Origin of the sequence: Streptomyces sp. ICC1 (assembly GCF_003287935.1) — a bacterium.
GTDB classification, from domain to species: Bacteria; Actinomycetota; Actinomycetes; order Streptomycetales; family Streptomycetaceae; genus Streptomyces; species Streptomyces tritrimontium.
The window spans coordinates 152716-178913 of record NZ_CP030287.1; the positions used below are offsets into that span (position 1 = coordinate 152716).

Below are 26198 nucleotides of genomic sequence, written 5' to 3' on the forward strand. Positions count from 1 at the left end.
CGGACAGCGGACAGGACCGGGGGCGGGTGTCAGGGCCCGCCCCCGGTCCAGCTCTTGGATCACCTCAACACGGGTGATTTCCGGCCATTACAGATCGAGGGTCGCCGTCAGCCGCGTGTCGCCGTGCGCGTGGCTCGCGCGGACCTCGTAGCCGCCGCCGATCCGCTGCCAGGCGCGGGCGTCCTCGTCCCAGATCTCGAAGGCGCGCCCGGGCAGGGCGATCTCGACCTCCACGCTCTCGCCGGGCCCGGCGCTCACGCTCGCGAAGCCGGCCAGCCAGCTCGCCGGGCGCTCCACGGTGTCGGCCGTGGGGGCCAGGTAGATCTGGACGGTCTCGCGGCCCGGCCGGGCGCCGGTGTTGGTGAGGCGGACCCGCACCGCCTCCGGGGTGGCCTCCAGGGACTCGTACGCCCAGTCCGTGTAGCCGAGGCCGTGGCCGAAGGGGTAGGCGGGGGCGATCCCCTCCCGCTCGTACGCCCGGTAGCCGATGAAGAGCCCCTCTCCGTACTCCAGGCGCCCCTCGGTCGGGATGACCTCGGTGACCGGCGCGTCCGCGAACCGCGCGGGCCAGGTGGTGGGCAGCCGCCCGCCCGGCTCGGCGTCGCCGAGGAGTACGTCGGCCAGCGCGGCCCCGCCCTCCTGCCCGGGGAACCAGGTCAGCAGGACGGCGGCGACCTCCTCGCGCCACGGGAGCTCGACCGGGGAGCCGGCGTTGACGACGACCACGGTGTTCGGGTTGACCGCGGCGACGGCCCTGACCAGGTCGTCCTGGCGGCCCGGGAGGGTGAGGTCGACCCGGTCGAAGCCCTCGGACTCCACGCGCTCGGTGGTGGCGACGACCACGACGGCGGTGTCGGCCGCGCGCGCCGCCTCCACGGCCTCGTCGATGAGCTCGTCGGCGGAGCGCTGCGGGCCGAGATGGAGGAAGGAGAACATGATCGCCTTGAGGGGCAGGGCGCTCACGTCGGGGACCTGGTAGGTCAGGGAGACCTCGACGGCCTCGCCCTCGGTGAGGGTGAGGCGGGTCCGTTCGTTGGGGGCTCCGAAGAAGGCCTCGAACGGGTCGGCCTCGTTGCCCATCGACTGGACGCCCTCCCAGCGGATCTCGCCGCCGACGGCGAGGGCGAAGGCGCCGAGTCCGCGGGTGCCGAAGGCGTGCTCGCCGCTCTCGCGCGGGACGAAGGTGCCGACGACCTCGATGCTCGCCATCGTCTCGTACGCGGCGCCCTCGGGCAGGTCGTCGCCGATCCACTGGACCTGGCCGGTCGGCAGCGAGCCCGTGCCGAGGACGGCGCCGGAGGCGTCGCGGCAGATCGCGCGGAGCTCGAAGCCCTTGTCAGCGGGGGTGAGTTCGTCGCTGGGGTCGGCGCCGACGGCGAAGCGCACCGCGCCCTCGGGGAGGGCCGCGGTCAGTCCGTCCAGCGGGGAGACGATCCGCTCGGGGAAGACGGTGGCGGAACCGCCGCCCAGCACGCGGGCGTCGCGGGCGGCGGCGCCGATGACGGCGACGGTGCGGCCGGCGGAGGTGTCGAGGGGCAGGGCCCGCTCGGTGCCGGACACGGCCTCGTTGCGGACGAGGACGAAGCCGCGGGCGGCGAGCTCGCGGGCCAGGGCCTGGCCGTCGACGGGCGCCGGGACCTCGCCGACGACGGCGGGGGCGCCCTCCAGGATGCCGACGCGGGCGGCGAGGCGCAGGACGTTGCGGACGGCCTCGTCGACGGCGGCTTCCGGCACCTCGCCGGAGCGGACGGCGTCGGCGAGCGGTGCGCCGTAGACGCAGGCGGGGCCGGGCATGACCACGTCGAGGCCGCCGAGGATGTCGCCGGTGGTGGAGCGGGCGGCCATCCAGTCGGAGACGTTGCAGCCGTCGAAGCCCCACTCGGCGCGCAGGACCTCGTTGACGAGGTGGGCGTTCTCGCTCATGTACACGCCGTTGACCCGGTTGTAGGCCGTCATGATGCCCCACGGGTGGGCGTTGGCGACGATCGCCTCGAAGGGCGCCAGGTACAGCTCGCGCAGCGGGCGCGGGGCGATGACGCTGTCGACGGTGAACCGGTCGGTCTCGGCGTCGTTGCCGACGAAGTGCTTGACGGTGGTGCCGACCCCGCCGTCCTGGACCCCGTTCACGTAGCCGCTGCCGACGGCGCCGGTGAGGTACGGGTCCTCCGAGTAGCACTCGAAGTGGCGGCCGCCGAGCGGGGAGCGGTGCAGGTTGACGGTGGGCGCGAGGAGGACGTGGACGCCCTTGCGGCGGGCCTCCTGGGCGAGGAGGCGGCCGGCCCGGCGGGCGAGCGCCGGGTCCCAGGCGGCGGCGAGCGCGGTCGGGGAGGGCAGGGCGACGGACGGGTCGTCGGCGGTCCAGCGCACGCCGCGCACCCCGATGGGGCCGTCGGAGAAGACCAGGGAGCGCAGCCCGATCTCGGGGACGGCGGGCAGGGACCACATGTCCTGGCCGGCCAGCAGCCGGGCCTTGGTGTCGAGGTCCAGCTTGCCCAGCGCCGCCTCTACGACGTCGTTGCGGACCTGATCGGCATCGGTCACGGCCATGCCTCCTCGTTGAGTGCGGGTAGTCGAGACGCGGGGCCGCGCGCCGGCCGTGCGGGGCGGCTGCGCGGTGCGGCTGGCTCCATCGTGGACCGTTTACCTGTAGAGCGGTAGGGTTCGTAATCTGTTCGTGATAGAAAGATGCCGTACGGTCCTGCTGGCGGGCTGAACGGAAGGGGCGTCGCGGCGATGGCCAGGGCGAGAAGTGAGGAACGGCGCGGGGAGATCGTCCGCGCGGCCGTCGAGGTCATCGCGGAGCGCGGCTACCGCGGCGCTTCACTCGGTACGGTCGCCGAGCGCGTGGGGCTGACCCAGCAGGGGCTGCTGCACTACTTCCCGACCAAGGAGGCGCTGCTGGTCGCCGTCCTGGAGGAGCGCGACCGCTGGGACACCGGCGGCGGCAGCCGCGCCTCGGCCGGCACGTGGCGCCTGGACCTGCTGGCCTCGCTGGTGGACTACAACGCGATGCGCCCGGGCATCGTGCAGACCTTCTCCGCACTGCTCGGCGAGAGCGTCACCGACGGCCATCCCGCACGGGAGTTCTTCACCGATCGGTACGCGCAGGTGCGCGGGGAGATGGCGGCGATGCTGCGCGCCGAGTTCGGCGAGCGCCTCCCCTCGGGCCTCACCCCCGAGCAGGCGGCCCCGCTGCTGGCCGCCGTGATGGACGGCCTCCAGTACCAGTGGCTGCTCGCCCCGGAAGCCGTGGACATGCCGGCCGTCTTCCGGTCCTTCCTGACGCTCCTGCACGGACCGGCGGCCTGACCCGGACCCGCTCCCCGCCCCCTCGCGCCGGCTGGCAAGCTGGAGCCCGTGAAGATCGCCGCCGCCCAGCTGACCTGCGTCCCCGCCGACGTGCCCGCCAACGCCGCGCGCGCGGCCGCCCTCGCCGCCCGGGCCCGGGCGGAGGGCGTCGACCTGGTGGTGTTCCCCGAGCTCACGCTGACCGGGTACGAACTGCCCGCGCTCGCCACCGACCCGGGACTGTGGCTGACCGGGCCGGACGACCCCCGGCTGGACCCCGTCCGGGCCGCCGGGACCGCCACCGCCGTCAACGTCGCGCTGCGCGGGGACGGCCCCCTGCCCCTCATCGCGACCCTGGTGCACGACGCGGCCGGCGCGCACGTGACCACGTACGCCAAGCAGCACCTCTTCCGCCACGAGCAGGAGGTCTTCGCGGCGGGGGCGGTCCCGGGCCGGTTCGAACTCGGCGGGATCCGCTTCTCCCTGGGCATCTGCTTCGACAACCACTTCGCGGACGTGCCCGGCGCGGGCGCGGCGGCCGGCTGCCGGGTGCACCTGGCGAGCTCGCTCTACGGGACGGGCGACGGCGTCGGCGAGCGCGCCTGGGTCCACCCCGGGATCGCCCGGGACCACGGCATGTACGTGGCCCTCGCCAACCACGTCGGGCCGGCGGGGCCGTGGACCGGGTGCGGGGGCGCGGCCGTGTGGGCGCCGGGGGGGGCGCTGCTGGCCGAGGCCGACGACCGCACGCCGTCCTTCGCGGTGGCGGACATCCCGGCGGAGCGGGCCAACGCCTGACGGGCGGGCCCGCGCCGGACGGGCGGGCCCGCGCCGGATCAGCGGGCCGCCGTCGCCCGCGGCTGCGCGCCGGAGCCGGCGGCCTCGTCCGGGTCCGCTCCGCCGCGGCCCGCTCCGTCCGGTTCCCCGGGCGCGCGGTCGCGCATCAGGGCGGGCACCACGAGGGCGATCGCCGCCACCGTGTACACGCCGCTCCACAGCACCCAGCCGCCGGGCGGGTTCCAGTGCGCCGAGTACGGGATCCAGGGGCCGCTGACGCCGACCGCGAAGCGCCGCAGCGCCCAGAAGAACGCCGCCGCGTTCGCCAGCGCGAGGCCGGCCACCGCGAAGCCGACCAACCGGCGCCAGGGGAAGCCCTTCTCGGGCGCCCGGCTCGCGCAGATCAGCGCCGCCATCAACGGCAGGCCGACCGCGAAGGGCAGCAGGTAGCGGCCCTGCCAGACCATGCCGAGCGTCTCCGCCTGCGAGGCCTGGGCCACCACCGGGACCACGACGATCGCCACCAGCATGCCGATCAGCGCCACCGCCTCGCGCCCGCGGCCGTACGCCAGCCCCAGCACGGTGACCACGGCGATCACGCCGAGCCAGACCTGCCAGGTGAAGGCCGGGGCCGGGGTGTCCAGCCAGCCGAAGTAGCCGAGCATCTGGTGGACGTAGGTCTCGGTGTTCCCGAAGGTCTGCCGGGCCGCTTCCCGCATGGTGAGCGACTTGGGGACGTTGATCACCGAGTTGTCGGGGTGCGCGCGGGCCCAGAGCAGCGCACCGACCGTGGCGAGGCCGAGCAGCGCCGTCCAGATCCACAGGGCCTTGCGGCGCAGCACCGGGCGCAGCGCGCCGCGCTCGGCCAGCAGCACCGAGAAGACGACCGCCCCGGCGAACCAGATCAGTCCGAGCGGGCGGATGTTGATGAGCACCAGGCCGCCGATGCCGACCCTGGCCAGCCTGCGGTTCAGCAGTCCCGGATCGGGCGACATGAAGATCGACAGCAGGGCGGTCCACACCAGGATGCCGGCGGCGATCTCACCGCCGCTGGGGTTGACCATGCCGGCCATGTACAGGGCCATGGGCGTGGCCGCGGTGAAGACGCCGAGCAGCGCGACCGAGCGCCTGCGCGTCCACTCGGCGGCCGTGACCACGGCGCTCGCCAGCAGGGCCGAGCAGAACAGGGCCGCCATCAGGCGCATCAGGTACAGCCCGCGCGGACCGTCGACCAGCAGGCTCGGCCAGCCGGTCACCATGTAGTACGCCGGGTGGTAGCGGCCGGCCGCGGTCGGGACCTCGGCGGTCTTCTCCGAGTGGCCGAGCTTGCGGGCGCAGGACGCGGGCCGCTCCTCGTGCCAGGCGTAGCACTCGTGCTGCTTGGGCAGCTGCTTGTACCACTCCGGGAGCTTGACCCCGGTCTCGGCGAACTTCCCCTCGATGCCCGCCACCATGTGCGGGACCATCACCTCGGAGCCGTTGATCTGGCCCCGGGCGACGGCCGCCGCGCGGATGAAGTGCGCGTGCTCGTCCGGGGAGCCGCCGAGCGGGGTGGCGGCGGACCAGGAGGCCGCGAGGGTGAAGAAGAGCACGAAGGAGACAGCCCAGAGCCGCTTGGGAGTCTTGGCCGACCAGTCGGCCAGCCGCGTCAGTGCGGAGATCATGTCGTCCTTCGGGTCAACGGATGTAGCTCAGCCAGGACTGGTCGCCGTCCTTGGAGCACTCGTGCTTGGGGGCGAACTTCGGGCACTTGCCGTTCTGCTGGCGAACGGTGTGGGAAACCCAGGGCAGGATCCGGTACGTACCGTCCTGCGCCGGCATGTACCGGTCGGACATCGCGGAGGACACCGTGCCGAGCAGGAGCAGCAGGGCGCAGAGGGCGCCGATCACCGCTCCCTCGCGGCCGGGGAAGCCGCCGCCCGTGACGCCGGCCCGTCCCGGCGCGGCCGGGGCGCCGTCGGCCGCTTCGGCGGTGCGCCGCTCGGCCATCCGCTGCGAGACCAGGTGGGCCACCAGGCCGCACAGGATCAGTCCGCAGTAGAGCAGCTGGTTGTTGGTGCGCGTGTACAGCTGGACCGTGTGCGTCTCGTACATGTTCTGGGCGATGTACATGCGCATCACCCACGCGCTGATGAACATCGCGGCGATGGTGACCACCAGCGGCTTGCGCAGGCCCAGCCAGATCGCGACGCCCAGGCAGACGAAGGTCACGATGGCGAACAGGCCGACCCCGCCGAACTCCCCGGGCGGCGGCCAGTCGCCCACCTTGCCCGGCATGTCCGTGCGCCACATCAGGTAGTACGCCGGGTCGGTGAAGTTGTCGAAGCGGAAGTTGTAGTCCTTGGTGGTCTGCCCCTCCTTGAGCATGACCATCAGGTACTTCCCCGCCACCACCATGAAGGCGGCCAGGGCGGAGCCCATGAAGGCGGCGCCCTTGAGCCGGCCGCTCTTCCACGGGAAGTACAGCAGCGCGGCGAAGAACACGCCGCCCGCGCTCCACAGGAACCAGCCCGAGTACGTCAGGAAGAGCACCGCGAGCAGCGCGCCGAAGCCGGCGCCCTTGAGCAGCAGCGGACGCCAGTTCGCGGTGCCGCTGCGGCGCAGCGCCACGACCATGGCCACCAGGACCGGCACGAGCACGACGAGGACCGTCTGGCTGTACGGCTTGTAGGAGTCGATCAGCGCGAAGGCCGGTACGACGCCGAAGGCGAGCGCCCGGATCGGGCTGAGGAGCAGCCGCCAGGCGAAGTAGGTGAGCGGGCCGAAGAACGCGGCCCCGAGGATCTGGAGGTCCTTGAAGGCGTAGGCGGTGTTCCCGCCGCGGAACAGCTCGGCGTAGTAGCCGAGGGTGTAGAGCGGAGCCGGCGGGTAGACCGGGGAGCCGGAGGGCTTCCCGTTGGCCACCAGGTGGGCCCACTCGACGATCCGGCCGCTGTCGCCGTTGAGGCCGAACATCGGCCACGGCGTGCCCTGGAGCGCGACCACCGCGCCCGCCGCGACGAAACCGCTGGCCAGACCGGCGATGCCGGCGGCGGATATCCGGGTGGCCAGATCGAAGTGGCGGCCGCCGCGGAGCTTCATCGCCAGCAGCACCAGGCCGATGAGCAGCAGGCCGAGCAGCGCGAACCGCAGCTGGATCGCGGCCAGGCCGCTGACCTGCGCGATGCGGTTCAGCGGGTTGAGTTTGAAGCCGCGCGCCAGCACGGGGAGGATGAGGGCGGCGGTGAAGGCCACGACCGCTTCGAGCAGCAGCAGCGCGCCTCGGGAGCGCAGGAGGCGGGCCGGGCCCGACTCCGATCGGGCGGGCGCCGCGGGGGCGCTCTCGGGACCCGGGCGCACGGGCGCCGACCCCTCGGTACTGACTGTCACTTGAAGATGTCCCTACTGCTGGTCGGTCCTCGGCCCTGCGGCCGGTCGTTTCTCAGCAAGCCACTGTCCGGCTCGGGCCCCGAACGACCCGTGCTCCGGACAAGGACGCGGACTCAAGGACGGTGTGGGACAGCTTTGACTCTTGCCGCCGCACATACTATCGGGTGGCGCAGGAGGATAGCGGAGCCCCAGGGGCCCCGACTCCCACGGTGGCAACGGCCCCGGAACTCCTCGCGAAACCCGCTCCGGCGCGGCCTCGAACAGCCCCGTGACGGCCACCGGCGGGGCCTGCGGGCGCCCCGCGCCCGGTGTGCGCAAGCCGGGTCCGAGCAGCCCGCGACACGACCCCGTACGGCCCTCAAAGCGATCTCCAGGCATCCCGCACACCCCACTTGACCTGGGATTTCACTGTTCCCGACGGTAAGATCGGGGACACGGGAAAGGGGTTCGGATGGACCGGAACATACGCACTGTCGACGATGTGCTCGCCCTCATGGACGGCCTCTTCGCACCGGAGGCCGACCGCTGGACGACCGGCGGATCCTCCTGGTGGGACGACTTCTACACGGACCGGGAACGTCCGGTTCCCTTCTTCGCGGCGAAGCCCGACGAGAACCTCGTCTCCTGCCTCGCCCGCGGCCTGATCGCCCCGGGCGGCCGCGCCCTCGACCTGGGCTGCGGCCCCGGCCGCAACGCCCTGCACCTGGCCTCGCTCGGCTTCGAGGTGGACGCCGTGGACCTCTCCCCGACGGCCCTGGCGTGGGCCGCGGAGCGGGTCCGCGCGGCCGGGGCGCCGGCGGATCGGATCCGCTTCCACCAGGGCGACGCCTTCGGCGCGGCCGGCGCCGGGCTCGTGGGCCCGTACGACGTGATCTACGACTCCGGCTGCTTCCACCACCTGCCGCCGCACCGCCGCGTCAGCTACCTGGCCCTGCTGGACCGGCTCCTGGCGCCCGGCGGCAGCTTCGCCCTCACCTGCTTCGCCTCCGGCGCGATGGGCTCCGAACTGCCCGACGCCGAGTTCTACGGCCGGGCCCGCCTCGAGGGCGGCCTCGCCTACACCGCGGAGTCGTTGCGGTGGGTCTTCGGCGACCTCACCGAGGTCGAGCTGCGCCGGATGAACGACGAGCCGCCCTCGTCCGGCTCCTTCGGCGAGGCCTTCCTGTGGACGGCGCTGTTCCGCCGCCCGGCCGACGGGGCCCAGGGCCTCGGGCCGGGCCTCAGGCCGTGATGCCCGGCGCGTCGGGGAGCAGGTGCTTGGCGCCCCACGCGCCGAGGGACGCCAGGGCCTCGTTCAGCTCCAGGCCCAGCGGGGTCAGGGAGTACTCGACGCGCGGCGGCACCTCCTCGTAGACCTCGCGGTGGACGACGCCGTCCGTCTCCAGCTCGCGCAGCTGGGCCGCGAGGACCTTCTCCGAGACCCCCGGCACCAGTCGGCGCAGTTCGCCGAAGCGGCGCGGGCGCTGCTCCAGCTCCCACAAGACCGACACCTTCCACTTGCCGTCGATCACGGACATCGCCGCGGCGATCCCGCAGTGATCCGCGCCCGGCCGCTGTGTCTGCGCCATCACGCACCCCTCCCCACCTGTTCGCTCACCTCGGGGTAACCACCCACTCCGAAGTGCGTACTTGAGCATCCCACGGCCCGCCACCAGGCTGAACGGCATGACCGACACCAGCACGAAGACCCCGCTCACCCTCATCGGACTCGGCTCGATGGGCACCGCCCTCGCCCGCACCTGGCTCGCCGCCGGGCACCCGCTCACCGTCTGGAACCGCACCCCCGCCAAGGCCGAGGCCCTCGCCGCCGAAGGCGCCGTCGTGGCCGCGAGCGCCGCCGAGGCGGTGGCCGCGAACGGCCTCGTCGTACTCTGCCTGCTGGACGACGCCAGCGTCGGTTCGGCCCTGGAGGGCCTGGACCTGACCGGCAAGGACCTGGTCGACCTGACCACCGGCACGCCCGCCGACGGCCGCGCCCGGGCGGCGTGGGCCCAGGAGCGCGGGGCCCGGTTCCTCGACGGCGGGATCATGGCCACGCCGTCCATGATCGGCGTCCCCGAAGCCGGCGGGTACGTCTTCTACAGCGGCTCCCCCGCCCTCTTCGAGGCACACCGCGGCACGCTGGAGGTCCCGGCCGGCCCCCGCTTCGTGGGTTCCGACCCCGGTCACGCGGCCCTGCACGACGTGGCCCTGCTGAGCGCGATGACCGGGCTGTTCGCCGGGATCTCGCACGCCTACGCGCTGATCGAGGGCGAGGGGATCTCCCCGAAGGACCTGGCTCCGCTGCTGACCGAGTGGCTGGGGGCGATGGGCTTCTTCGCGGGCGCCGCCGCCGAGCGGCTGGTCTCGGGGGACTTCACCACGGGCGTCGAGTCGAACCTGGCCATGCAGGTCGCGGCGAGCGCCACCTATCTGCGGACCGCAGCGGAGCAGGGCGTCAGCCCCGAGCTGATCAGTCCGTACCTGGACCTGATGCGGGAGCGGCTGACGGCCGATCCGGCGGCCCACGGGGGCGAGGACACCACGGGGGTGATCAAGCTGCTGAAGCGCCGGGCCGCTTAGTACACGGGCGGCGGGCCGAAACTGCCGGCCGGGGTCTCCCCCGCCATCCCGGCACCGGCTTCGCCCGGGCCGTCCTGCCCGTGCTGCCTGTCCTGCCCCTCCCGCGCCCGCGGGTCCGTTTCCCCGTCCACGTCCAGCAGGTCCCTGGCCATCAGCGTGGCCCCGGCCACCGCGCCCGGCATCAGGAACACGGCGACGAACGGCACCAGGAAGGCGAGCACCAGCGGTACGCCGAAGCCGAGCACCAGCGCCCGGCGCGAGCGCAGCAGCGCCAGCTGCCCGGGGAGCTCGATCCGACGGCGCATCAGGGCGACGGAGACGAGCTCCTGGGTCAGGAAGAAGCCGGTGACGCAGAAGCCGAGGGCCGGCACCACGGTCTGCCCGAGCACGGGCACGAAGCCGAGGGCGAAGAGCAGGATCCCGTAGAGCAGCACCCGGCCGAGGATCTTGAGGCTGTCCCGGGCGGAGATCCACAGTTCCTGCCAGAGGGTGAGCCCCGACTCGGGGACCTCGCCGCCCTCGCTCCGGTCCACCTGCTCCGAGAGGGACTCGTAGAAGGGCTGGCCCACGAGCAGCGTCACGGCGGTGAAGGTGATCACGGCGAGGAAGAGGCCGAGGCCGAAGAGCACGGCGGTCAGGAAGCCGCGGAAGAACCCGAGCCACGGCGAGGACCAGCCGTCGGCGAAGGGAGTCGCCCAGGCGGTCAGGTCGTCGGCGCCGTAGCCGAGGCCGATGAGCGCCCCGGCGTACAGGACCAGGGAGACGAGCCCGGGCAGCAGGCCGAAGCCCAGCCAGCGTCCGTGCTTCAGCACCCACCGCTGTCCGGCCAGCAGATACCCGAATCCCCCCGCAAGATCACGCATGGGGCCAGTCTAGGTCGTGTCGTCACGGGCCCGTCCGGCCGGGCCCGCGCAGGCCGAAGGCCGCACCCCGGTGCCGGGGTGCGGCCTTCGTACGGTCATGCCGCTGCGGAGATCAGACCGCGAGCTCGACCGTGATGTTGCCGCGGGTCGCCTTGGAGTACGGGCAGACCTGGTGGGCCTTCTCGATGAGGTCCTTGGCGATGGCGGCGTCCACGTTCGGGATGGTGGCCGAGATCTTGACGATGATGCCGAAGCCGTCGTCGTTCTTGCCGATGCCGACCTCGGCGGTGACCGTGGAGCCGGAGATGTCGGCGTTCTCGTTGCGGGCGACGACGCCGAGCGCACCCTGGAAGCAGGCGCTGTAGCCGGCGGCGAACAGCTGCTCGGGGTTGGTGCCCTCGCCGCTGCCGCCGAGCTCCTTCGGCGGGTTCACGACGACGTCGAGCTTGCCGTCGTTGGTGGCGACGCGGCCGTCACGGCCGTTCTCGGCGGTGGCCACGGCGGTGTAAGCGACATCGGAGTACTGGATGGACATGTAAGGAAATCCTCCTGGTGAATCGCCCCGACTCGCGCCCACGCGTCGTGACGGTGTGGAGTGAGCCTAACGGGTGAAGGAAACGATCATCTTTCCGGTGTTCTCGCCGCGCAGCATTCCGAGGAACGCGCCGGTCGCGTTCTCCACGCCCTCGAAGACCGTTTCGTCGGCGACGAGCTGCCCCGAGCGCAGCCAGCCGGCCACGTCCTGGACGAACTGCTGCTGCATCCCGGCGTGGTCGCCGACGAGGACGCCCTGGAGGCGCAGGCGCTTGCCGATGACCAGCGCGAGGTTGCGCGGACCGGGCGCGGGTTCCGTGTCGTTGTACTGGGCGATGGCCCCGCACAGGGTGGCGCGGCCGTGCACGTTCAGGGAGGAGATGGCGGCTTCGAGGTGGTCGCCGCCGACGTTGTCGAAGTAGACGTCGATGCCTTCGGGCGCGGCCTCGCGCAGCTGCCCGGCGACGGGGCCGTTCTTGTAGTTGAAGGCGGCGTCGAAACCGTACTTCTCCGTGAGGAGCGTCACCTTCTCGTCGGAGCCGGCGGAGCCGATCACCCGGGAGGCGCCCTTGATCTTCGCGAACTGGCCGACGAGGCTGCCGACCGCTCCGGCGGCGCCGGAGACGAAGACGGAGTCGCCCGCCTTGAAGGAGGCCACCTCGAAGAGGCCCGCGTAGGCCGTCAGGCCGGGCATGCCGAGGACGCCGAGGTAGGCGGAGAGCGGGGCGAGGGAGGCGTCGACCGCGGTGGCGTGCTTGGCGTCCACGTCCGCGTATTCGCGCCAGCCGAGGCCGTGCAGTACGTGGTCGCCGACCGCGAAGCGCTCGTCCGCGGAGGCCACGACCTCGCCGACCGCGCCGCCGTCCATGGGCTTGTCGAGCTGGAAGGGCGGGATGTAGGACTTCACGTCGTTCATCCGGCCGCGCATGTAGGGGTCCACGGACATGTGGAGGTTGCGCACCAGGATCCGGCCGGGGGCCGGGGCGGCGACGGGCACCTCGCGCAGGGCGAAGTCCTCGGCGACGGGCCAGCCCTGCGGGCGGCGGACGAGGTGCCACTCGCGGCTGACGGCAGGGATCTGGGACATGGGGCGCTCCTGAATGGGGGGAGGAAATGCTTCACGACGTGAAACAACCATGCGCCTGGATATTTCATGTTGTCAAGTAAATGGGTACGCTGGTTTCATGCCCAGTCGTCGTGTTGACCCCCTGACCGTTGAGGTCGTCGAGCTCATCGGCGACGTCGTGTCCCGCTACCACGAGGAGTACGAGCACGCGGCCGCCAGCCACCAGCTGACCGGGGCGCAGGCACGCGTGCTGAACCTGCTCTCGCTGGAGCCGATGGCGATGCGCAAGATCGCGCAGAAGCTGAAGTGCGAGCCGTCGAACGTCACCGGCATCGTGGACCGGCTGGAGACCCGGGGCCTCGTCGAGCGGCGCCCCGACCCGGCCGACCGGCGCGTCAAACTGGCCGCGCCCACCGAGGAGGGGCTGCAGACCGCCGACCGGCTGCGGGAGTCGCTGGACTTCGCGCGCGAGCCGCTGGCCGGGCTCTCCGCGGCGGAGCGGGCGGTCCTGCGCGATCTGCTCAGGCGGATGCTGGGCTGAGCCCGCGGCTCAGTTGCAGTCGAAGATCCAGAACTTGCACGTCTTGCTCGGCTTCGGCGTGGGCTGCGGATGCGGGGGCGTACCGGGCGGCTGCGCCGTGCCGGAGGTGCTCGGTACGGGCTGCCCCGATGCCGTGGGATCCACGGTTCCCCCCGGTCCGGGAGTGCCCGGCCCCGCCTTGCCCGACGCGGAGGCCGACGGCGCCGGGCCCTGACTTCCCCCGGCGGTGGCCCCCGGCCCGGCCGTCTTCGTGGCACCGGCGGTGGCCTTCGCGGAGCCGGCTCCGGTGGCCTTGCCCGAAGGCACCGCCGACGGGGCGGCCGGAGTCCCCGTCAGGCCCGGGAGCGGAGCCGGCTGCTCGGGACCGGCGTCGTCGGTCAGCACCACGGTCGCCGCCCGGTCGGTGCGCTGCCCGTCGGTCGCCATCCGGGCCAGCCCGAGCGTGGCCCCGCCGGCGAGCAGCAGCCCGATCCCGGCGGTGAGCGCGGTCCGGCGGCGCCGCCGGTGCGTGGCGCGCCGGCGGCTGCCGGCCCGGCCCTGCTGTCCGGCCCCGGCGCCGGACAGCACGACGAGCGAGTCGGCGTACACGTCGGCGAGCGCGGCCGGGTCGCTCCCGGGGGAGGCGGCGGCCGGTCGTGGGGGAGCGGCCGGTATCAGGTACTCGGCCGGGGTCCCACATCCGGCGCACGCGAGCGCGCCGTTGAGGTGCCTGCGGCAGGCGATGCAGTAGTCCATGGCGCCCGCAGGCTACGCGCTCACCTGCAACATCCGGATCGCGGGATCGTAAGGATCCTGTGTGGAATCGTGGAGTCCGTGACAGGGACAGCAGGCACACCGCCCCCCGCCCGGAAGGCTTTCGGCCCGGCCGGCTTCCAACTGGTGCTGCTGCGCCGGATGGCGGACTTCCAGCCGGGCCTGGCCGAGGAGGCCCGCCGTCGGCTCGGCGCCTCGCTCGCGGAGCAGCGGGAGGCGAACAAGCGCTGGCAGGCCATGGTCCGGTCGCCGCGCTCCCGGGGCGCCCTGGCCCGCTACCGCTCGGTGCTCGGCCCGCCGGAGGCCGCCGAGCCCCGGACGATCGGCGACCTCACCTGCGAGGCCCTGCTGTGGCCGGTGCCGCTCTGGCCCGACCTGCGCTTCGAGGTGCTCGCCGCGCCGGACGGGGCCGTCTGGAACGAGTGGCTGGTGCGGGCCCCGGGCGCGCGGAGCCCCGTACTGGAGTCGGCGCGGGACCTGCTGCCCTGGTCGGCGACGGTGGACGAGGTGGCGCGGGCCTTCGCACCCGTGCGGCCGATGGAGGGGAGCGCGCCGACGCGGTGGCGGCTCGCGTTCACCGCGTCGGGACGCTCCTGCGTGGCGGAGTTCACGTACGGCCTGCTCCAGGAGGTCTCCGTGACGGAGAATCCGGAAGCGACGGCCCGCACCCCCTAGGAGCGCAGGAAGGCCCGCACTCCCGCCGAGGTGGGGTCGTCGCCGAGCAGGTCGTTGTGCTTGAGGCAGCCGACCGGGGTGTTCGTCGCGCCGGTGAGCGGAACGCTGTCGTCGGGGTTGACGACCTCGTCGCAGTTCGACCAGAAGGTCGCGTACTTCACGGCGCCGGGCGTCTCGTCGCCGGAGTTCAGGTTCTTCACGACGTACGAACCGGGGGTCATGTCGCGGCAGGCCTGGTCCCACAGGGCGCAGGCCCAGGCGGTGGAGGTGCCCCGGTTGGGGCCGGCCAGGGAGACCCAGTGGCCGACGCCCGCGGCGCCGCCGCCGAACTTCACGTACCAGCGGCTGACGAGCGAGCCGAAGGAGTGGCTGACGATGTCCACGCGGGCGGCGCCGGTGTCCCGGCGGACCTGGTCGACGTAGGCGGCGAGCCGGCCGGCGAGGACCTCGTTGACGGACTGGTGGGTGTCGTATCCGAAGGAGAAGAGCTCGGAGTCGGCGTACCCGTCGGCGCGCAGGTCCTCGCGCAGGGAACCCCAGACCCCGGGGTCGGCGTTGTAGCCGTGCACGAAGACCACCGGGGTGCGGGCGGTCGCGGGCCGGGCCGGGGCCCCGCCGGAGGCCTGGGCCGGGAGCGCGGGCGCCGCGAGCAGCGCCAGGCAGAGCGTCAGGAGCGCGAGCAGTCTCTGGCGGGCCGTCAGCATCGGTTCCCCTTTACCTTGTTACGGGCCAGTAGCACGTTCGGTGCGGGCATGCTCGCGCCTGTCGGGACAGAAATCCACCCCCGTGCAGCACCCTCTGGCGCCTCTTGCGCCCCTCCTTTATCCGAAGACACCCCCCACCCGGAGCATCAAATCGGGCAATACGGGTAATTCACCCGAGAAGATGTGAAGTGTGACCGGCGCCCGCCGGTCTTCTTGCGTCAGTGCTCTCGGGAGGATCTGCCGTGACCGTCAGTCTTGAGCAGTTGCGCCGCTGCCACGTCGCCGTCGACCTCGGAGCGGCCCGGACCCGCGTGTACGTCAAGGGCGCCGGTCTGGTCGTGGACGAACCCAGCGTCGCCGCGGTGAACACGCGGACCGGCGCACTCATCGCCGTCGGCACCTTCGCCGAGCGGATGACCGGCCGCACGCCCGACTACATCCGGGTCGTCCGCCCCGTCTCCGGCGGCACCGTCGTGGACATCGAGATGGCCCAGCGCATGCTGCGCCACCTCCTCGGCGAGAAGCTGCGGCGCGCCCTGCGCCGCAAGCCCCGGCTGCGGGCCGCCGCCTGCACCCCCCACGACGCCGACCCGCTCGCCCAGCGGGCCGCCGTCGAAACCCTCGTCGGACTCGGCGCCCGCCGCGTCGAACTCGTCGACACCCTGATCGCGGCCGCCGTCGGCTGCGGACTGCCCGTGGAGCAGCCGACCGCGACGATGATCATGGTGTGCGGGGCCGCCGCCACCCAGGTCGCCGTCCTGTCCCTCGGTTCGATCGTCACCGCCGAGCGGATCCCCGTCGGCGGCGAGGCCATCGACCACGCGGTGGTCCAGCACCTGCGCCACGCGCACGAGCTGATGCTGCCCAGCCAGGCCGTCCGCCCCCTCCAGCTGGCCCTGCACGGCAACGGCATCACCGCCGAGGGCCCGGCCTCCACCCTCATCCACGGCCGCGACGTGGCCACCGGCCTGGCCCGCTCCGTCCACGTGGACACCGCGGCCGTCCGGGACGCCATCCACACCCCGCTGACCGCCGTCCTCGACGGCATCGGCAAGGTGCTGCGCGACTGCCCGCCGGACCTGGTCGCGGACCTGACGGACCGGGGGATCATGATGGTGGGCGGCAGCGCCCTGCTGCCGGGCCTGGATCAGATGCTCCGCGACGCGACCGGAATGCCCGTCGCCATCGCGGAACGGCCGGACATCTGCGCGATCCTGGGCCTCGGCATGATGCTCGAAGGAAAGATCGCCCCCATGGTTCTGAACCCGCTGGCCGAATGACGCGTCCCGCCGTGTCCCCCCACGACGGCGAGGACGCGCAGCCCTCGAGCCTGCCCGTCCTGCTGGAGGCGGTCCTCAGCGTCGGCTCCGAACTCGAGCTGCGCAGCACCCTCCAGCACATCGTGGATTCGGCGGCCGAACTGTGCACGGCCCGGTACGCGGCGCTCGGGGTCATCGACCCCGAGCGCGCCCGGCTGACCGAGCTGTTCACGACCGGCCTGACCGAAGCCGAGAGGGCGGCGATCCCCCACCTGCCGGACGGCCGCTGCGGCTTGCTCGGCACCCTGATCGCCGACCCGCGCCCGCTCGTGCTGGAGGACCTCACCCAAGATCCCCGAGCGGCCGGCTTCCCGCCCGGGCACCCGTCGATGCGCAGCTTCCTCGGCGTCCCCATCCGGGTCCACACCGAGGTCTTCGGCAACCTCTACCTCACCGAGAAGGCGGGCGGCGGCCCCTTCACGGACGCGGACCTCGCGCTGGTCCGCGTACTGGCCTCGCAGGCGGGCATAGCGATCGGCAACGCCCGGCTGTACGAGACGGTGCGCCGCCGGGAGCGCTGGATCGAGGGCGCCGCCGCCGTGACCACCACCCTGCTCGCGGGCCGGCCCGCGGCCGACGCGCTGATGTGCGTGGCCGAACGGGCGCGGCTGCTGGCGGACGCGGCCGCCGGGGTCGTCCTGCAGCCCACCGCGGAAGGCGGCATGGAGATCGTGGCCGCCTCCACCCAGGGGGACCCCGGGGACCTGGTGGGCACGGCCATCGCGCCGGGCTCGGCGGTCCTGGAACAACTCCTCGGCGGCGAGCCGGTCTTCATCGACGACTCGGCGACCGACCCCCGGATGACCACGCACGTGCGCGAGCGCTTCGGCCCCAGCATGATGCTGCCGCTGCAGAGCGGCGGCCAGCTGATCGGCACCCTCGCCCTGCCCCGGGTCCGCGGCGGCCCCCCCTACGACGCGGTCGACCGGCTGCTGGCCTCGCAGTTCGCCTCCCAGGCCGCGCTGGCCCTCGTACTGGCGGACGCCCAGCACGACCGCGAGCAGTTGGCCGTCTACGAGGACCGCGACCGCATCGCCCGGGACCTGCACGACCTGGTGGTGCAGCGGCTGTTCGCGACCGAGATGATGCTGGAGAGCACCCGGCGCCGCTCCGCCAACGCGCCCGCCGGCGACACGGTCGGCGAGGAACTGAGCCGGGCGGTCGACGAGCTGGACTCCACGATCCAGGAGGTCCGCACGGCCATCTTCGCCCTCCAGCAGCCGCCCACGGACGCGCCGACGACCTTCCGCGGCCGGGTCCTGCGGGAGACCGGCGGGGCGGCGGTCCTGCTGGGCTTCCAGCCGTCGGTCCACTTCGCGGGCACGGTGGACGCGCTGTTGTCGGAGCCGGTGGCGGCCGACCTCCTCGCCGCGCTGCGCGGCGCGCTGGCCGCCGCGCACCGCCGCTCGGAGGTCACCTCCATCGAGGTCGAGGTCGACGCCGTCCCCGCCCGCGTCCGCCTCACCGTCTCCGACGACGGCCGCACGGAGGCGGGCACCCGGGGCACGACCCTGACGTGGGAGTCCCCGCTCTGAACCGGCCGCCGCCGTACTGGACGTACCGGTGTGGTCCGACAACGCGGCGAGGTGCCGTGCCGGGCGCCGCGACCCGGTGGACCTTTCCGGTCACAGCACCAGCGCGAGGCCCTAGGCTTGCGGCGTGACGAACCGCCTCTCGGCCCGCGCGGCCGTCGCCTCCGTGACCGACTCCGGCAGCTTCGAGGAACTGCCCGCGCCCCTCGGGGAGTCGGCCCCCGACGGCCCCCTCGGCTGGGCCGGCTACGACGACTCCCGCACGCGCGCGGCGCGGCGGACCGGCGAGGACGAGTCCGTCGTCGTCGGTACGGCCCTCCTCGGCGGACGTCCCGCCGTCGTGATCGCCTTCGAATTCGGCTTCCTCGGCGGGTCGCTGGGCGGGCGGACGGGCGACCGGCTCGAAGCCGCCCACGCCCACGCCCGCGCCCACCGGCTCCCCCTCGTCTCGCTCATCGCCACCGGCGGCTCCCGCATGCAGGAGGGCATGCTCGCGCTGACCCAGCTGCAGCGCGTGGCCCGCCAGTGCGCCCTCACCCGCGCGGCCGGGCTGGCGCAGATCGCCGTCCTTCGCGATCCCACCACCGGCGGCGGCTGGGCCACCCTCGGCGCGGGGGCCGACGTGATCCTCGCGCTGCCCGGGGCGCAGGTCGGCTTCGCCGGGTCCCGGGTCCGGCCGGCGGACGCCGATCCGGCGGCCTACAGCGCCGAGGGCCAGTACGCCGCCGGGCACGTCGACGCGGTCGTCCCCGCGGCGGAGCTGCCCGCGACCCTCGCCGCCTGGCTCCGCGTGCTGGCCGCGCCCCGCTCCGCCGGGCCCGTCGAGCCGCCCGCCGCGCTGGCCGACGTGGCGCCCCCGGCCACCGGGTGGGACGCCGTCCGCCTGGCCCGGGATCCCGGCCGGCCGCGCGCGGGGCGGTACCTGGACGCGTACTTCGAGCTCCGGCTGCCGCTGTCCGGGGACCGCGCGGGCGGCGTGGACCCCGGGATGCTGTGCGGTTTCGGGCTCCGGGAGGGCCGGGCCGTGGCCTACGCCGCCCAGTGCGGCACCGCCACCCGCCCGGCGGGCTACCGCACCGCGGCCCGCGTCGTCCGGCTCGCGGACCGGCTCGGCATCCCCGTGCTCACCCTGGTGGACACCCCGGGCGCGGCCAACGACGCCGCCGCCGAGCACGCGGGGGCGGGCGCCGCCATCGCCGACGCCTTCGCGGCGCTCGCCTCGGCCGCGGTGCCCTTGACCACCCTCCTGATCGGCGAGGGCGGCTCGGGCGGCGCCCTGGCCCTGGCCGCGCCGGGCAACACCTGGGTCACCCCGGACAGCTACTTCTCGGTGATCGCCCCGGAGCTGGCGGCGGCCATCCTCAAGCGGCCCCCGGAGTCGGCCCCGGCGACGGCGGACCAACTGCGCGTCCGCCCCCAGGACCTGGTCGCCCTGGGCGTCGCCCGCGGGATCGTCTCCCCCGCCAAGGACTGACGGCCCGCTCAGCGGCCCCAGGCCCGCGCCGGGAGCTTCACGTCCACCCGGTACAGCCGGGTGGTCCGCTGCGCCAGGCGTCGAAGTCCCCGATCGGCGTCTTGCGCGCGGTGCGCAGGCCCGGCCCCTCCGCCGGCGCGGCCACCTTCGAGGCGTCCGTCGCGCCCAGGGGGTCGGCGGCGTACAGCCGTGCCGTGATCTCGAACTGCTGGGTGAAGCCGCGCTCCAGCACGATCAGCCGGCCGTCGCGCGTCGGCGCGAGCTCCACCAGCCCGTGCCCGGCGGCCACCGGGTAGGCGTACCGCCGGCCCGGGACGAACTCCCCGCCGCCGCCGCGCCGTTCCCAGGTCTGGATTCCGCCGCAGCGTCCGCCCCAGCGCGTCCTTGCCGTCACGGAGAGCCCGGAGAGCCCGCCGACCGGCTTCCCGTCGAGGGTGGCCTTGTCGAGGGAGTCCGAGTAGCCCGCGACGGAGAGGTACGGCGAGCAGGAGCGGTCCCGCTTCGGCCCCCCGGTGTCCGCGAGGGCCTGCGGGGCCCCTTTCGCATCCGGCCGAATGCGCCCGCGCACCCGCCCCGCTCAGGCCTTCGGGTCCAGCGCGTCGTAGCGGGCGAACCCCCGCCACCGCAGGGCCAGCAGCCCGAGCACGAGCACGCAGCCGAGCCCGCCGCCCGTGATCGCGACGGTCGGGGAGGAGAGGTCGGCGACGGTGCCGGCGATGAAGTCCCCGAGCCGGGGCCCGCCCGCGACGACCACGATGAAGACGCCCTGGAGCCGGCCCCGCATGTCGTCGGGGGTGGCCGCCTGGAGCATCGTGGTGCGGAACACCATCGAGATGGTGTCGGCGCAGCCGGCCAGGGCCAGGAAGAACAGCCCGAGCCAGAGGTTGCGGGTCAGTCCGAACACGGCGATGGCCAGCCCCCACGCGGCGACGGCGATCAGGATCGCGACCCCGTGCCGGCGGATCCGCCCCTGCCAGCCGGAGAACAGCCCGCCCAGCAGCGCGCCCACGGCGGGGGCGGCCACCAGCAGTCCGACCGTCTTGGCGTCGCCGCCGAACCAGAGCACGGCGACGGCCGGGAACAGCGCCTTCGGCTGGGCCAGCACCATCGCGGCCAGGTCGGAGAAGAAGGTCATCCGGATGTTGGGCCGGGTCCCGAGGAAGCGCAGGCCGTCGAGGACGGAGGCCCGGCCCGTGCGGCCCTCCGCCCGGTCGGGCCGCATCGCCGGCAGCCGCCAGGTCGCGTAGAGGGCGGCGCCGAAGGTGACGGCGTCGATCAGGTAGGCGGCCTGGTAGCCCCACCAGCCGACGATGAACCCGCCCAGCATCGGCCCGGCCGTCATGCCGAAGGTCATGGTCACGGAGTTCAGGGCGTTGGCGGCGGGCAGTTGCTCCGCGGGGAGCAGCCGCGGGATCATCGCGGAGCGGGCCGGACCGTTCAGCGCCCCGCACACGGACTGCAGCGCGACCACGGCGTACAGCAGCCAGACCCGGTGGTAGTCGAGCAGCGCGGCGCCGGCCAGCCCGATCGACAGGGCGGTCAGGCAGAGCGAGCTGTAGAGGCCGAGCTTGCGGCGGTCGACGGTGTCGGCGACGGCGCCGCCGTAGAGCCCGAAGGCGACGAGCGGGACGAGCGAGAAGAGCCCGACCAGTCCGACGGAGAAGCTGGATCCGGTGATCTCGTACACCTGGAGCGAGATCGCGAGTGCGGTCATCGCCTGGCCCAGCCAGGAAATGGTCCCGCCGAACCACAGCCGGCGGTAGTCCGGGGAGGTCTTCAGCGGGGTGAGGTCGGCGAATATGCGGCGCCGGGGGCGGATGGGCGACTGGGGAACGGTTGTACGAGTCACGAGCGATGGTAACCAGGCGGCCGCCGGGGCCCCGTGGGGCCGGACCCCCCTCACGCACCTGTTCACGCACCCGCAACAGTCGCCCCACCGCGATCCGGCGCCCCAGGGGCGGGTGCCTTTTACCGGTAACCCGCCACCACCACCGGACATTTGACCGAATAGACGTGCGCTCCTCGCCGGGAGTTCAGCTCATGATGAAAAGACTCGTATGTCCAGGGAGGCGTAGTGATCGAACCTGGCACCAGCACCACGAGCACCGGCACCGCGCGCACCGGTACCACGCGCACCGGAACTCCGAGCGCGATCGATGGGCTCTTCCCCCTCACCGTGGGGGTCGAGGAGGAGTTCCTCCTCGTCGACGCCCGCACGCTGCGGGTGGTCCCGGCCGCCCCGCTCGTCCTCTCCACCGCCGCCGGACTCCCCCACGAACTGCACGCGGAGGGCACCCGCTACCAGGTGGAGATCGCCACCCCCGTCGCCGACTCGGCCGTCACCCTGCGCAGAGACCTCGCCGGGCTGCGGCGCACCCTCGCCCGGGCGGCCCGCGCCCACGGCTGCCGGCTGCTGGCCGCGCCGTCCCCGGTGATCGCCGTGGAGGGCCCGCTCCATCTGACCGACGACGAGCCCCGCCAGCGCGAGCAGCACCGGCGGTTCGGCGCGCTCACCGACACCCTCGTCAGCTGCGGCCGGCACATCCACATCGGCACCCTCGACGTGGACACGGCCGTCGCGGTGTCCAACCGGGTCAGGCCCTGGCTGCCCACGCTGATCGCGCTGGCGGCCAACTCCCCCTTCTGGGGCGGCCGCGACACCGGGCACGCGAGCTGGCGGGCGATGGCCTGGTCGGGCTGGCCCTCGGCCGGCCCGCCCCCGCACTTCACCTCGACGGCGCACTTCCGGCGCTCGGTGCAGACCCTGCTCGGGTCCGGCGCGGCCCTGGACACCAAGATGGTCTATTGGGACCTGCGCCCCTCGGGGAACTGGCCGACGCTCGAATTCCGGGCTCCCGACATGTCCCCGGACATCGACACGGCCGTCCTGCAGGCCGAGCTGGCCCGCGCCCTGGTGGCGACGGCGCTGCGCGAGATCTCCGAGCAGCGTCCCGACCCGCCCGTACGGGACGACGTACTGCGCCTCGCGCGCTGGCGGGCGGCCCACGACGGGCTGGAGGGGTTCGGCCTGGACCCGTACACCGGCGCCGAACTCCCGGCGGCGGACCTGGCGGAGGCCCTGCTCGACCTGGTGGCCCCCGAACTGGCCGCCTCCGGCGACCTCGACCACGCGGCCAAGACGATGGCCGCACTGCTGCGCGACGGCTCGGGCGCCCACCGCCAGCGGGCGGCCTTCGCCCGGCGCGGGGACCTGATGGACGTCCTGCGCCACCTGGCGGACGAAACGGAGGCCTTCTAGTTTCTGTGACCGGGAAGGTCCACCGGGTCGCGGCGCCCGGCACGACACCTCGCCGCCGTCCCGCGGAAACGCCAAGCCGCAGGTGCGATCGTTTCTGCACCTGCGGCTCGCAGGGGGGCGGGCGGTGGCGCGGGCCCGCGCCGGTCGGCAACCGGCCAGGAAAGGCCTGCTTGCGCCCCTCCGCCGGACCTGGCACCGGGCTATGCTGCGAACAGAACGTCCCCGTTCCAGACCCTGACGGCGCGTTGCCTGCCACAGATTTCCGCGTCCGGCCCGGACCCCCAGGTCCGCCCGCCCCGGCGCATCCGAGGGCACGGCTCGTCCGCATCCTGGGACTCAGGCCGCCGGACCGGCCGTCACCCGCCGCGCACGCACACCCACACCGGGAAGTGCCTGGAGGGGCCGGGGAGTTCGGCGCCGAACGGCGCTGCCCGACTGGTCCCGAACCGAGGCACCCCATCATGCGTGTCCCCGATCCGAACGCCCACCGGTACGACGAGAGCAGCCGCGTGCTGATCTCGCCCACCGGAGAGATCGACCTGTCGACCGTCGACTCGCTGCGCACCTCCCTGTCCCAATGCCTGCACGACGGCGTCCGTACCGTCGACGTCGACCTGTCCGCCGTCACCTTCTGCGACTGCAGGTGCCTCAACGTCCTGCTTTCGGCGTGGTGGCGCATCACGGCGGCCGGGGGAACCCTGCACCTGCACCACCCGCCGCCCGTACTGGTCCGGATGATCGACATCACCCGTACCGGTTTCCTGCTCGGCGACCGGCCCGCTCCCGCGCTCGGAGTCGCGCTGTGACGGACACCGCGCCGCCGGGGCGCCCGCAACGGGGCCGCCGCACGGCGCTGTCCGGTCCGGACGCCTTGGCCGAGCTCCGCCTGCGGCGGCTGAACCGGTGGCAGGCCGAAGGGCTGAAGAAGGACGTGGCGGACCTGTACGTACTGTCCTCGCGCCCGGTGGCCGGTACGGCCCACAGCAGCAGGGAGGCCTTCCTGCACCGGCTCACGGGCGACGTCCGGCGGCCCGGATTCGCCATGCTGGTCGCGGAGCGGCCCGCCTTGTCCGGATGCGTCTTCGGCTTCCCCCTGCGGCGCGACGGCTCATGGTGGCGCGGGTTCCTCGGGGCCCTTCCCCGGGATGTCGAACAGCTCACCGCCTCCGGCCACGCCTTCGCCATCAGCGAAGTCGTGGTCGCCCCGCACGAACGGGCCCTCACCGTCGGCCGGCGGCTGCAGGAGCGGCTGCTCGACGACCATCGGGCCTCGCTCGGCGCCACCCTGGTGCCCGAGTCCGACATCAGGGCCCTGAAGGCCTTCCAGTCCTGGGGATGGCGCGAGATCGGAGAGGTCCACAGGCCGCCCGGTAGGACGATGATCCGGGCCCTGGTCCTGCCCCTCGGCCGTCCGGCGGCGACCACGACCACGACCAGCACGTCGCAGCACCTCGACGGCCTTCGGCGGCCGAAACGGTGACGGGTGGCCGATCGGCCAGGATCCGGGTGCTGGTGGCCGAGCAGGCGGCCCGGCGCGGCGCACGGGTCGCGGTGGTGGACGTGTGCACGGCCGACGTGGCCGCGCTCCCGATCGGCGGAGCCGGGGTGTCGGCCATGTCCCGGACGGCGGCCGGGCATCCGCTGTGCGCCACCGGCCCGGTGAGCGAGCGGATCGAAGACCTCCAGCTCACTTTGGGCGAAGGCCCCGGTGTGGACGCCTTCGCCCTCGGGTCCGCCGTCCTGGCGCCCGATCTGCGGGCCGACGGGGAACGGCGCCGATGGCCCGCCTTCGCCCCGGAGGCCGCCGCCGCCGGCGCGGCGGCGCTGTTCGCGTTCCCGCTGCGGATCGGTGCGATCAGTCCCGGAGTCCTGGACCTCTACTCCGACGTGCCGCTCGAGCTGGCCCCCGGGGAACTGGCCGATGCCATGGTGTTCGCCGACACCGCCACGCTCGTGCTCCTCGGCACGCGGATCGACCCGAGGGGTGGGTCCCTCGGGGACCTCGGCGGCTACCGGGCCGAGGTCGACCAGGCCACCGGGATGCTCACCGTCCAGCTCGGCGTGGGGATCGAGGAGGCGTTCGTCCGCCTGCGGGCCTACGCCTACACCCACGGGCGGCGGCTCGCCGAGGTGGCCGCCGACGTGGTGGCCCGCCGACTGCGGTTCACGCCGGACCCGGACGAGGATCAGAGCGCATCCGACGATGCCTGACAACAGAAGGTGTGCACGATGAATGAGCAGCTCCTTGCCAAGGCCTTCGTCGAACTGGCGGACAACTTGGTCGCGGACTTCGACCTGATCGACTTCCTCCGCATGCTGACCGACAGCTGCGTCGGCATGCTCGGTGTGAACGCGGCCGGCGTGCTCCTCGCGGACCTGAACGGGGAACTCCGCGTGATGGCCGCCTCCGACGAGCACGTGCGGGTGCTCGAACTGCTCCAGCTCCAGAACGACGAGGGCCCGTGCCTGGAGTGCTTCCACACGGGCGTCCCCGTCAGCGTCCCGGACCTGGCCACCGAAGCGGCCCGCTGGCCGCGCTTCACCGAACAGGCCCTCCGCAGCGGGTACTCGGCGGTCCAGACCCTGCCGATGCGCCTGCGGGACGAGGTCGTCGGAGCGCTGAACCTGTTCCGCACCTGGCCCGGGCCCTTCGACCCGGCCGCCACGCGCGTCGCCCAGGCCCTGGCCGACGTCGCCACCATCAGCCTCCTGCAGCAGCGCTCCTCCCGGCAGAGCACGATGCTCAACGAGCAACTGCAGACGGCCCTGAACAGCCGGGTGCTGATCGAGCAGGCCAAGGGCAAGCTCGCCGAACGCCAGGGCATCGGCATGGAGGAGGCCTTCACCGCGCTGCGGAGCTACGCCCGCGCGCACAACCGCCGGCTGTCCGACCTGGCCGGCGCCTTCATCGACGGAACCGAACCCCTCGACGGCCTGATCCCCTGACCGTCAGCGCGGTTCCCGGCGGTCCCGGCGGTCCTCGCGGTCCTCGCGGCTCCGGCGGCCGCGGTGCTGCCGGGCGTAACGGCGGTCCCAGCGGTGCTGCCGGTCCCGGTCGTCGCGATAGTCGCCGTAGTCGCGGTAGCCGTCGTGGTCACGGTAGCCGTCGTGGTCACGGTAGCCGTCGTGGTCACGGTGGCCGTCGTGGTCACGGTGGCCACCGGAGCGGCCCCAGCCACCCCTGGTGCGTCCGCGGTGCACGAGGGCGAAGAGCAGCACGGCGGCGGCCACCCACAGCAGGTGGTCGAGATAGCCGAAGAGGATCAGGGCGATCAGGAGGACGAGGAGCACGACGGGCACGAGCGGTCCCTTCCACAGCGGAACAGGTCATCGCTGCCGGGGACCGGGGCCTCGTCAAGCAGGTTAGCCCCACCGGGGGTTCGGCGACAGCCCCCGTCCCTTCGCCGCCCCGTCCCCCGCCGAAGGCCCTGTTGACAGGGGGCACCGCCCGGCGTTGACTGACGAGGACGGCGTTGGGCCGC

The 26198-nt window shown here is 73.6% G+C and carries 26 protein-coding genes; 14 read left to right on the forward strand and 12 right to left on the reverse strand.

The genetic code is table 11. The features are described from left to right. Window positions 1-87: 87 nt before the first annotated feature. Window positions 88-2547: a glycoside hydrolase family 3 C-terminal domain-containing protein gene (locus DRB96_RS00710; protein ID WP_112446279.1), complete on the reverse strand. Its 2460-nt coding sequence runs from the start codon at window positions 2545-2547 to the stop codon at window positions 88-90. A gap of 186 nt (window positions 2548-2733) precedes the next feature. Here DRB96_RS00710 and DRB96_RS00715 point away from each other — a divergent pair, with 186 nt between their 5' ends. Continuing rightward, window positions 2734-3309, forward strand: a complete 576-nt coding sequence (locus tag DRB96_RS00715; RefSeq protein ID WP_112446280.1) for a TetR/AcrR family transcriptional regulator — start codon at window positions 2734-2736, stop codon at window positions 3307-3309. A gap of 48 nt (window positions 3310-3357) precedes the next feature. Continuing rightward, entirely contained in the window at window positions 3358-4086 is a 729-nt protein-coding gene (locus DRB96_RS00720; protein ID WP_112446281.1) for a carbon-nitrogen hydrolase family protein, read from the forward strand. Between the two features lie 38 nt (window positions 4087-4124). On the opposite strand, the gene DRB96_RS00725 is transcribed toward DRB96_RS00720, so the two are convergent. Beyond that, complete coding sequence (locus DRB96_RS00725) at window positions 4125-5729, reverse strand: DUF2142 domain-containing protein (protein ID WP_112446282.1); 1605 nt, start codon at window positions 5727-5729, stop codon at window positions 4125-4127. Window positions 5730-5742: 13 nt separating this feature from the next. Next, window positions 5743-7434: a hypothetical protein gene (locus tag DRB96_RS00730; protein ID WP_162688423.1), complete on the reverse strand. Its 1692-nt coding sequence runs from the start codon at window positions 7432-7434 to the stop codon at window positions 5743-5745. A 451-nt stretch (window positions 7435-7885) separates the two neighbouring features. On the opposite strand from DRB96_RS00730, the gene DRB96_RS00735 reads away from it, so the two are divergent. Beyond that, window positions 7886-8665, forward strand: coding sequence for a class I SAM-dependent methyltransferase (locus tag DRB96_RS00735; protein ID WP_112446284.1), 780 nt, complete (start codon window positions 7886-7888; stop codon window positions 8663-8665). Here DRB96_RS00735 and DRB96_RS00740 read toward each other — a convergent pair. Next, on the reverse strand, window positions 8655-9002 hold the full coding sequence (locus DRB96_RS00740; RefSeq protein WP_112446285.1) for a helix-turn-helix domain-containing protein: 348 nt from the start codon (window positions 9000-9002) through the stop codon (window positions 8655-8657). The two genes, DRB96_RS00735 and DRB96_RS00740, sit on opposite strands and share 11 nt — an antisense overlap. A 97-nt stretch (window positions 9003-9099) precedes the next feature. Here DRB96_RS00740 and DRB96_RS00745 point away from each other — a divergent pair, with 97 nt between their 5' ends. Further along, a complete protein-coding gene (locus DRB96_RS00745; protein WP_112446286.1) occupies window positions 9100-9996 on the forward strand; it encodes an NAD(P)-binding domain-containing protein in 897 nt (298 codons plus the stop codon). On the opposite strand, the gene DRB96_RS00750 is transcribed toward DRB96_RS00745, so the two are convergent. From DRB96_RS00750 to DRB96_RS00760, 3 genes are all read right to left on the reverse strand, one after another. Then, window positions 9993-10859: an EI24 domain-containing protein gene (locus tag DRB96_RS00750; RefSeq protein WP_112446287.1), complete on the reverse strand. Its 867-nt coding sequence runs from the start codon at window positions 10857-10859 to the stop codon at window positions 9993-9995. The genes DRB96_RS00745 and DRB96_RS00750 overlap by 4 nt on opposite strands. A gap of 112 nt (window positions 10860-10971) precedes the next feature. After that, window positions 10972-11394: an organic hydroperoxide resistance protein gene (locus tag DRB96_RS00755; protein WP_112446288.1), complete on the reverse strand. Its 423-nt coding sequence runs from the start codon at window positions 11392-11394 to the stop codon at window positions 10972-10974. A 66-nt stretch (window positions 11395-11460) separates the two neighbouring features. Beyond that, window positions 11461-12480, reverse strand: coding sequence for an NADP-dependent oxidoreductase (locus DRB96_RS00760; protein ID WP_112446289.1), 1020 nt, complete (start codon window positions 12478-12480; stop codon window positions 11461-11463). Window positions 12481-12577: 97 nt separating this feature from the next. Between DRB96_RS00760 and DRB96_RS00765 the strand changes: the two genes are divergently transcribed. Further along, window positions 12578-13000 (forward strand): MarR family transcriptional regulator, encoded by a 423-nt coding sequence (locus DRB96_RS00765; RefSeq protein ID WP_112446290.1) that lies wholly within the window; start codon window positions 12578-12580, stop codon window positions 12998-13000. 9 nt (window positions 13001-13009) lie between these two features. On the opposite strand, the gene DRB96_RS00770 is transcribed toward DRB96_RS00765, so the two are convergent. Beyond that, a complete protein-coding gene (locus DRB96_RS00770) occupies window positions 13010-13735 on the reverse strand; it encodes a hypothetical protein (protein ID WP_112446291.1) in 726 nt (241 codons plus the stop codon). A 159-nt stretch (window positions 13736-13894) separates the two neighbouring features. On the opposite strand from DRB96_RS00770, the gene DRB96_RS00775 reads away from it, so the two are divergent. Beyond that, window positions 13895-14428, forward strand: coding sequence for a hypothetical protein (locus DRB96_RS00775; protein WP_112453120.1), 534 nt, complete (start codon window positions 13895-13897; stop codon window positions 14426-14428). Here DRB96_RS00775 and DRB96_RS00780 read toward each other — a convergent pair. After that, complete coding sequence (locus DRB96_RS00780) at window positions 14425-15132, reverse strand: triacylglycerol lipase (protein ID WP_112446292.1); 708 nt, start codon at window positions 15130-15132, stop codon at window positions 14425-14427. The two genes, DRB96_RS00775 and DRB96_RS00780, sit on opposite strands and share 4 nt — an antisense overlap. Window positions 15133-15374: 242 nt before the next feature. Here DRB96_RS00780 and DRB96_RS00785 point away from each other — a divergent pair, with 242 nt between their 5' ends. From DRB96_RS00785 to DRB96_RS00795, 3 genes are all read left to right on the forward strand, one after another. Further along, a complete protein-coding gene (locus DRB96_RS00785; protein ID WP_112446293.1) occupies window positions 15375-16412 on the forward strand; it encodes a rod shape-determining protein in 1038 nt (345 codons plus the stop codon). Then, complete coding sequence (locus DRB96_RS00790; protein WP_112446294.1) at window positions 16409-17986, forward strand: GAF domain-containing protein; 1578 nt, start codon at window positions 16409-16411, stop codon at window positions 17984-17986. Before DRB96_RS00785 ends, DRB96_RS00790 begins: the two co-directional genes overlap by 4 nt. A 124-nt stretch (window positions 17987-18110) precedes the next feature. Then, entirely contained in the window at window positions 18111-19457 is a 1347-nt protein-coding gene (locus tag DRB96_RS00795; RefSeq protein ID WP_112446295.1) for a carboxyl transferase domain-containing protein, read from the forward strand. A 37-nt stretch (window positions 19458-19494) separates the two neighbouring features. Here DRB96_RS00795 and DRB96_RS00800 read toward each other — a convergent pair whose 3' ends face one another. Continuing rightward, on the reverse strand, window positions 19495-20025 hold the full coding sequence (locus DRB96_RS00800) for an esterase-like activity of phytase family protein (RefSeq protein WP_112446296.1): 531 nt from the start codon (window positions 20023-20025) through the stop codon (window positions 19495-19497). 9 nt (window positions 20026-20034) lie between these two features. After that, complete coding sequence (locus DRB96_RS00805; protein ID WP_239515952.1) at window positions 20035-21306, reverse strand: MFS transporter; 1272 nt, start codon at window positions 21304-21306, stop codon at window positions 20035-20037. 225 nt (window positions 21307-21531) lie between these two features. Here DRB96_RS00805 and DRB96_RS00810 point away from each other — a divergent pair, with 225 nt between their 5' ends. The 5 genes from DRB96_RS00810 (at window position 21532) to DRB96_RS00830 (ending at window position 25662) form a co-directional block, all read left to right on the forward strand. Beyond that, window positions 21532-22716: a glutamate--cysteine ligase gene (locus tag DRB96_RS00810; protein WP_112446298.1), complete on the forward strand. Its 1185-nt coding sequence runs from the start codon at window positions 21532-21534 to the stop codon at window positions 22714-22716. Window positions 22717-23177: 461 nt separating this feature from the next. Beyond that, entirely contained in the window at window positions 23178-23522 is a 345-nt protein-coding gene (locus DRB96_RS00815; protein ID WP_112446299.1) for an STAS domain-containing protein, read from the forward strand. Continuing rightward, on the forward strand, window positions 23519-24196 hold the full coding sequence (locus DRB96_RS43635; protein WP_204357602.1) for a hypothetical protein: 678 nt from the start codon (window positions 23519-23521) through the stop codon (window positions 24194-24196). Before DRB96_RS00815 ends, DRB96_RS43635 begins: the two co-directional genes overlap by 4 nt. A 32-nt stretch (window positions 24197-24228) precedes the next feature. Further along, window positions 24229-24927 (forward strand): ANTAR domain-containing protein, encoded by a 699-nt coding sequence (locus tag DRB96_RS00825; protein ID WP_239515951.1) that lies wholly within the window; start codon window positions 24229-24231, stop codon window positions 24925-24927. Between the two features lie 18 nt (window positions 24928-24945). Further along, entirely contained in the window at window positions 24946-25662 is a 717-nt protein-coding gene (locus DRB96_RS00830) for a GAF and ANTAR domain-containing protein (RefSeq protein ID WP_112446301.1), read from the forward strand. Between the two features lie 3 nt (window positions 25663-25665). Here DRB96_RS00830 and DRB96_RS00835 read toward each other — a convergent pair whose 3' ends face one another. After that, window positions 25666-26016: a hypothetical protein gene (locus DRB96_RS00835; RefSeq protein ID WP_112446302.1), complete on the reverse strand. Its 351-nt coding sequence runs from the start codon at window positions 26014-26016 to the stop codon at window positions 25666-25668. Between the last annotated feature and the right edge of the window lie 182 nt (window positions 26017-26198).

Excerpts from the sequence above, each read along its gene's own strand:
- DRB96_RS00710 (WP_112446279.1), bottom strand. The coding sequence starts at position 2,547 with ATGGCCGTGACCGATGCCGATCAGGTCCGCAACGACGTCGTAGAGGCG.
- DRB96_RS00715 (WP_112446280.1), top strand. The coding sequence starts at position 2,734 with ATGGCCAGGGCGAGAAGTGAGGAACGGCGCGGGGAGATCGTCCGCGCG.
- DRB96_RS00725 (WP_112446282.1), bottom strand. The coding sequence starts at position 5,729 with ATGATCTCCGCACTGACGCGGCTGGCCGACTGGTCGGCCAAGACTCCC.
- DRB96_RS00735 (WP_112446284.1), top strand. The coding sequence starts at position 7,886 with ATGGACCGGAACATACGCACTGTCGACGATGTGCTCGCCCTCATGGAC.
- DRB96_RS00740 (WP_112446285.1), bottom strand. The coding sequence starts at position 9,002 with ATGGCGCAGACACAGCGGCCGGGCGCGGATCACTGCGGGATCGCCGCG.
- DRB96_RS00745 (WP_112446286.1), top strand. The coding sequence starts at position 9,100 with ATGACCGACACCAGCACGAAGACCCCGCTCACCCTCATCGGACTCGGC.
- DRB96_RS00750 (WP_112446287.1), bottom strand. The coding sequence starts at position 10,859 with ATGCGTGATCTTGCGGGGGGATTCGGGTATCTGCTGGCCGGACAGCGG.
- DRB96_RS00755 (WP_112446288.1), bottom strand. The coding sequence starts at position 11,394 with ATGTCCATCCAGTACTCCGATGTCGCTTACACCGCCGTGGCCACCGCC.
- DRB96_RS00760 (WP_112446289.1), bottom strand. The coding sequence starts at position 12,480 with ATGTCCCAGATCCCTGCCGTCAGCCGCGAGTGGCACCTCGTCCGCCGC.
- DRB96_RS00765 (WP_112446290.1), top strand. The coding sequence starts at position 12,578 with ATGCCCAGTCGTCGTGTTGACCCCCTGACCGTTGAGGTCGTCGAGCTC.
- DRB96_RS00770 (WP_112446291.1), bottom strand. The coding sequence starts at position 13,735 with ATGGACTACTGCATCGCCTGCCGCAGGCACCTCAACGGCGCGCTCGCG.
- DRB96_RS00775 (WP_112453120.1), top strand. The coding sequence starts at position 13,895 with ATGGCGGACTTCCAGCCGGGCCTGGCCGAGGAGGCCCGCCGTCGGCTC.
- DRB96_RS00780 (WP_112446292.1), bottom strand. The coding sequence starts at position 15,132 with ATGCTGACGGCCCGCCAGAGACTGCTCGCGCTCCTGACGCTCTGCCTG.
- DRB96_RS00790 (WP_112446294.1), top strand. The coding sequence starts at position 16,409 with ATGACGCGTCCCGCCGTGTCCCCCCACGACGGCGAGGACGCGCAGCCC.
- DRB96_RS00815 (WP_112446299.1), top strand. The coding sequence starts at position 23,178 with ATGCGTGTCCCCGATCCGAACGCCCACCGGTACGACGAGAGCAGCCGC.
- DRB96_RS00830 (WP_112446301.1), top strand. The coding sequence starts at position 24,946 with ATGAATGAGCAGCTCCTTGCCAAGGCCTTCGTCGAACTGGCGGACAAC.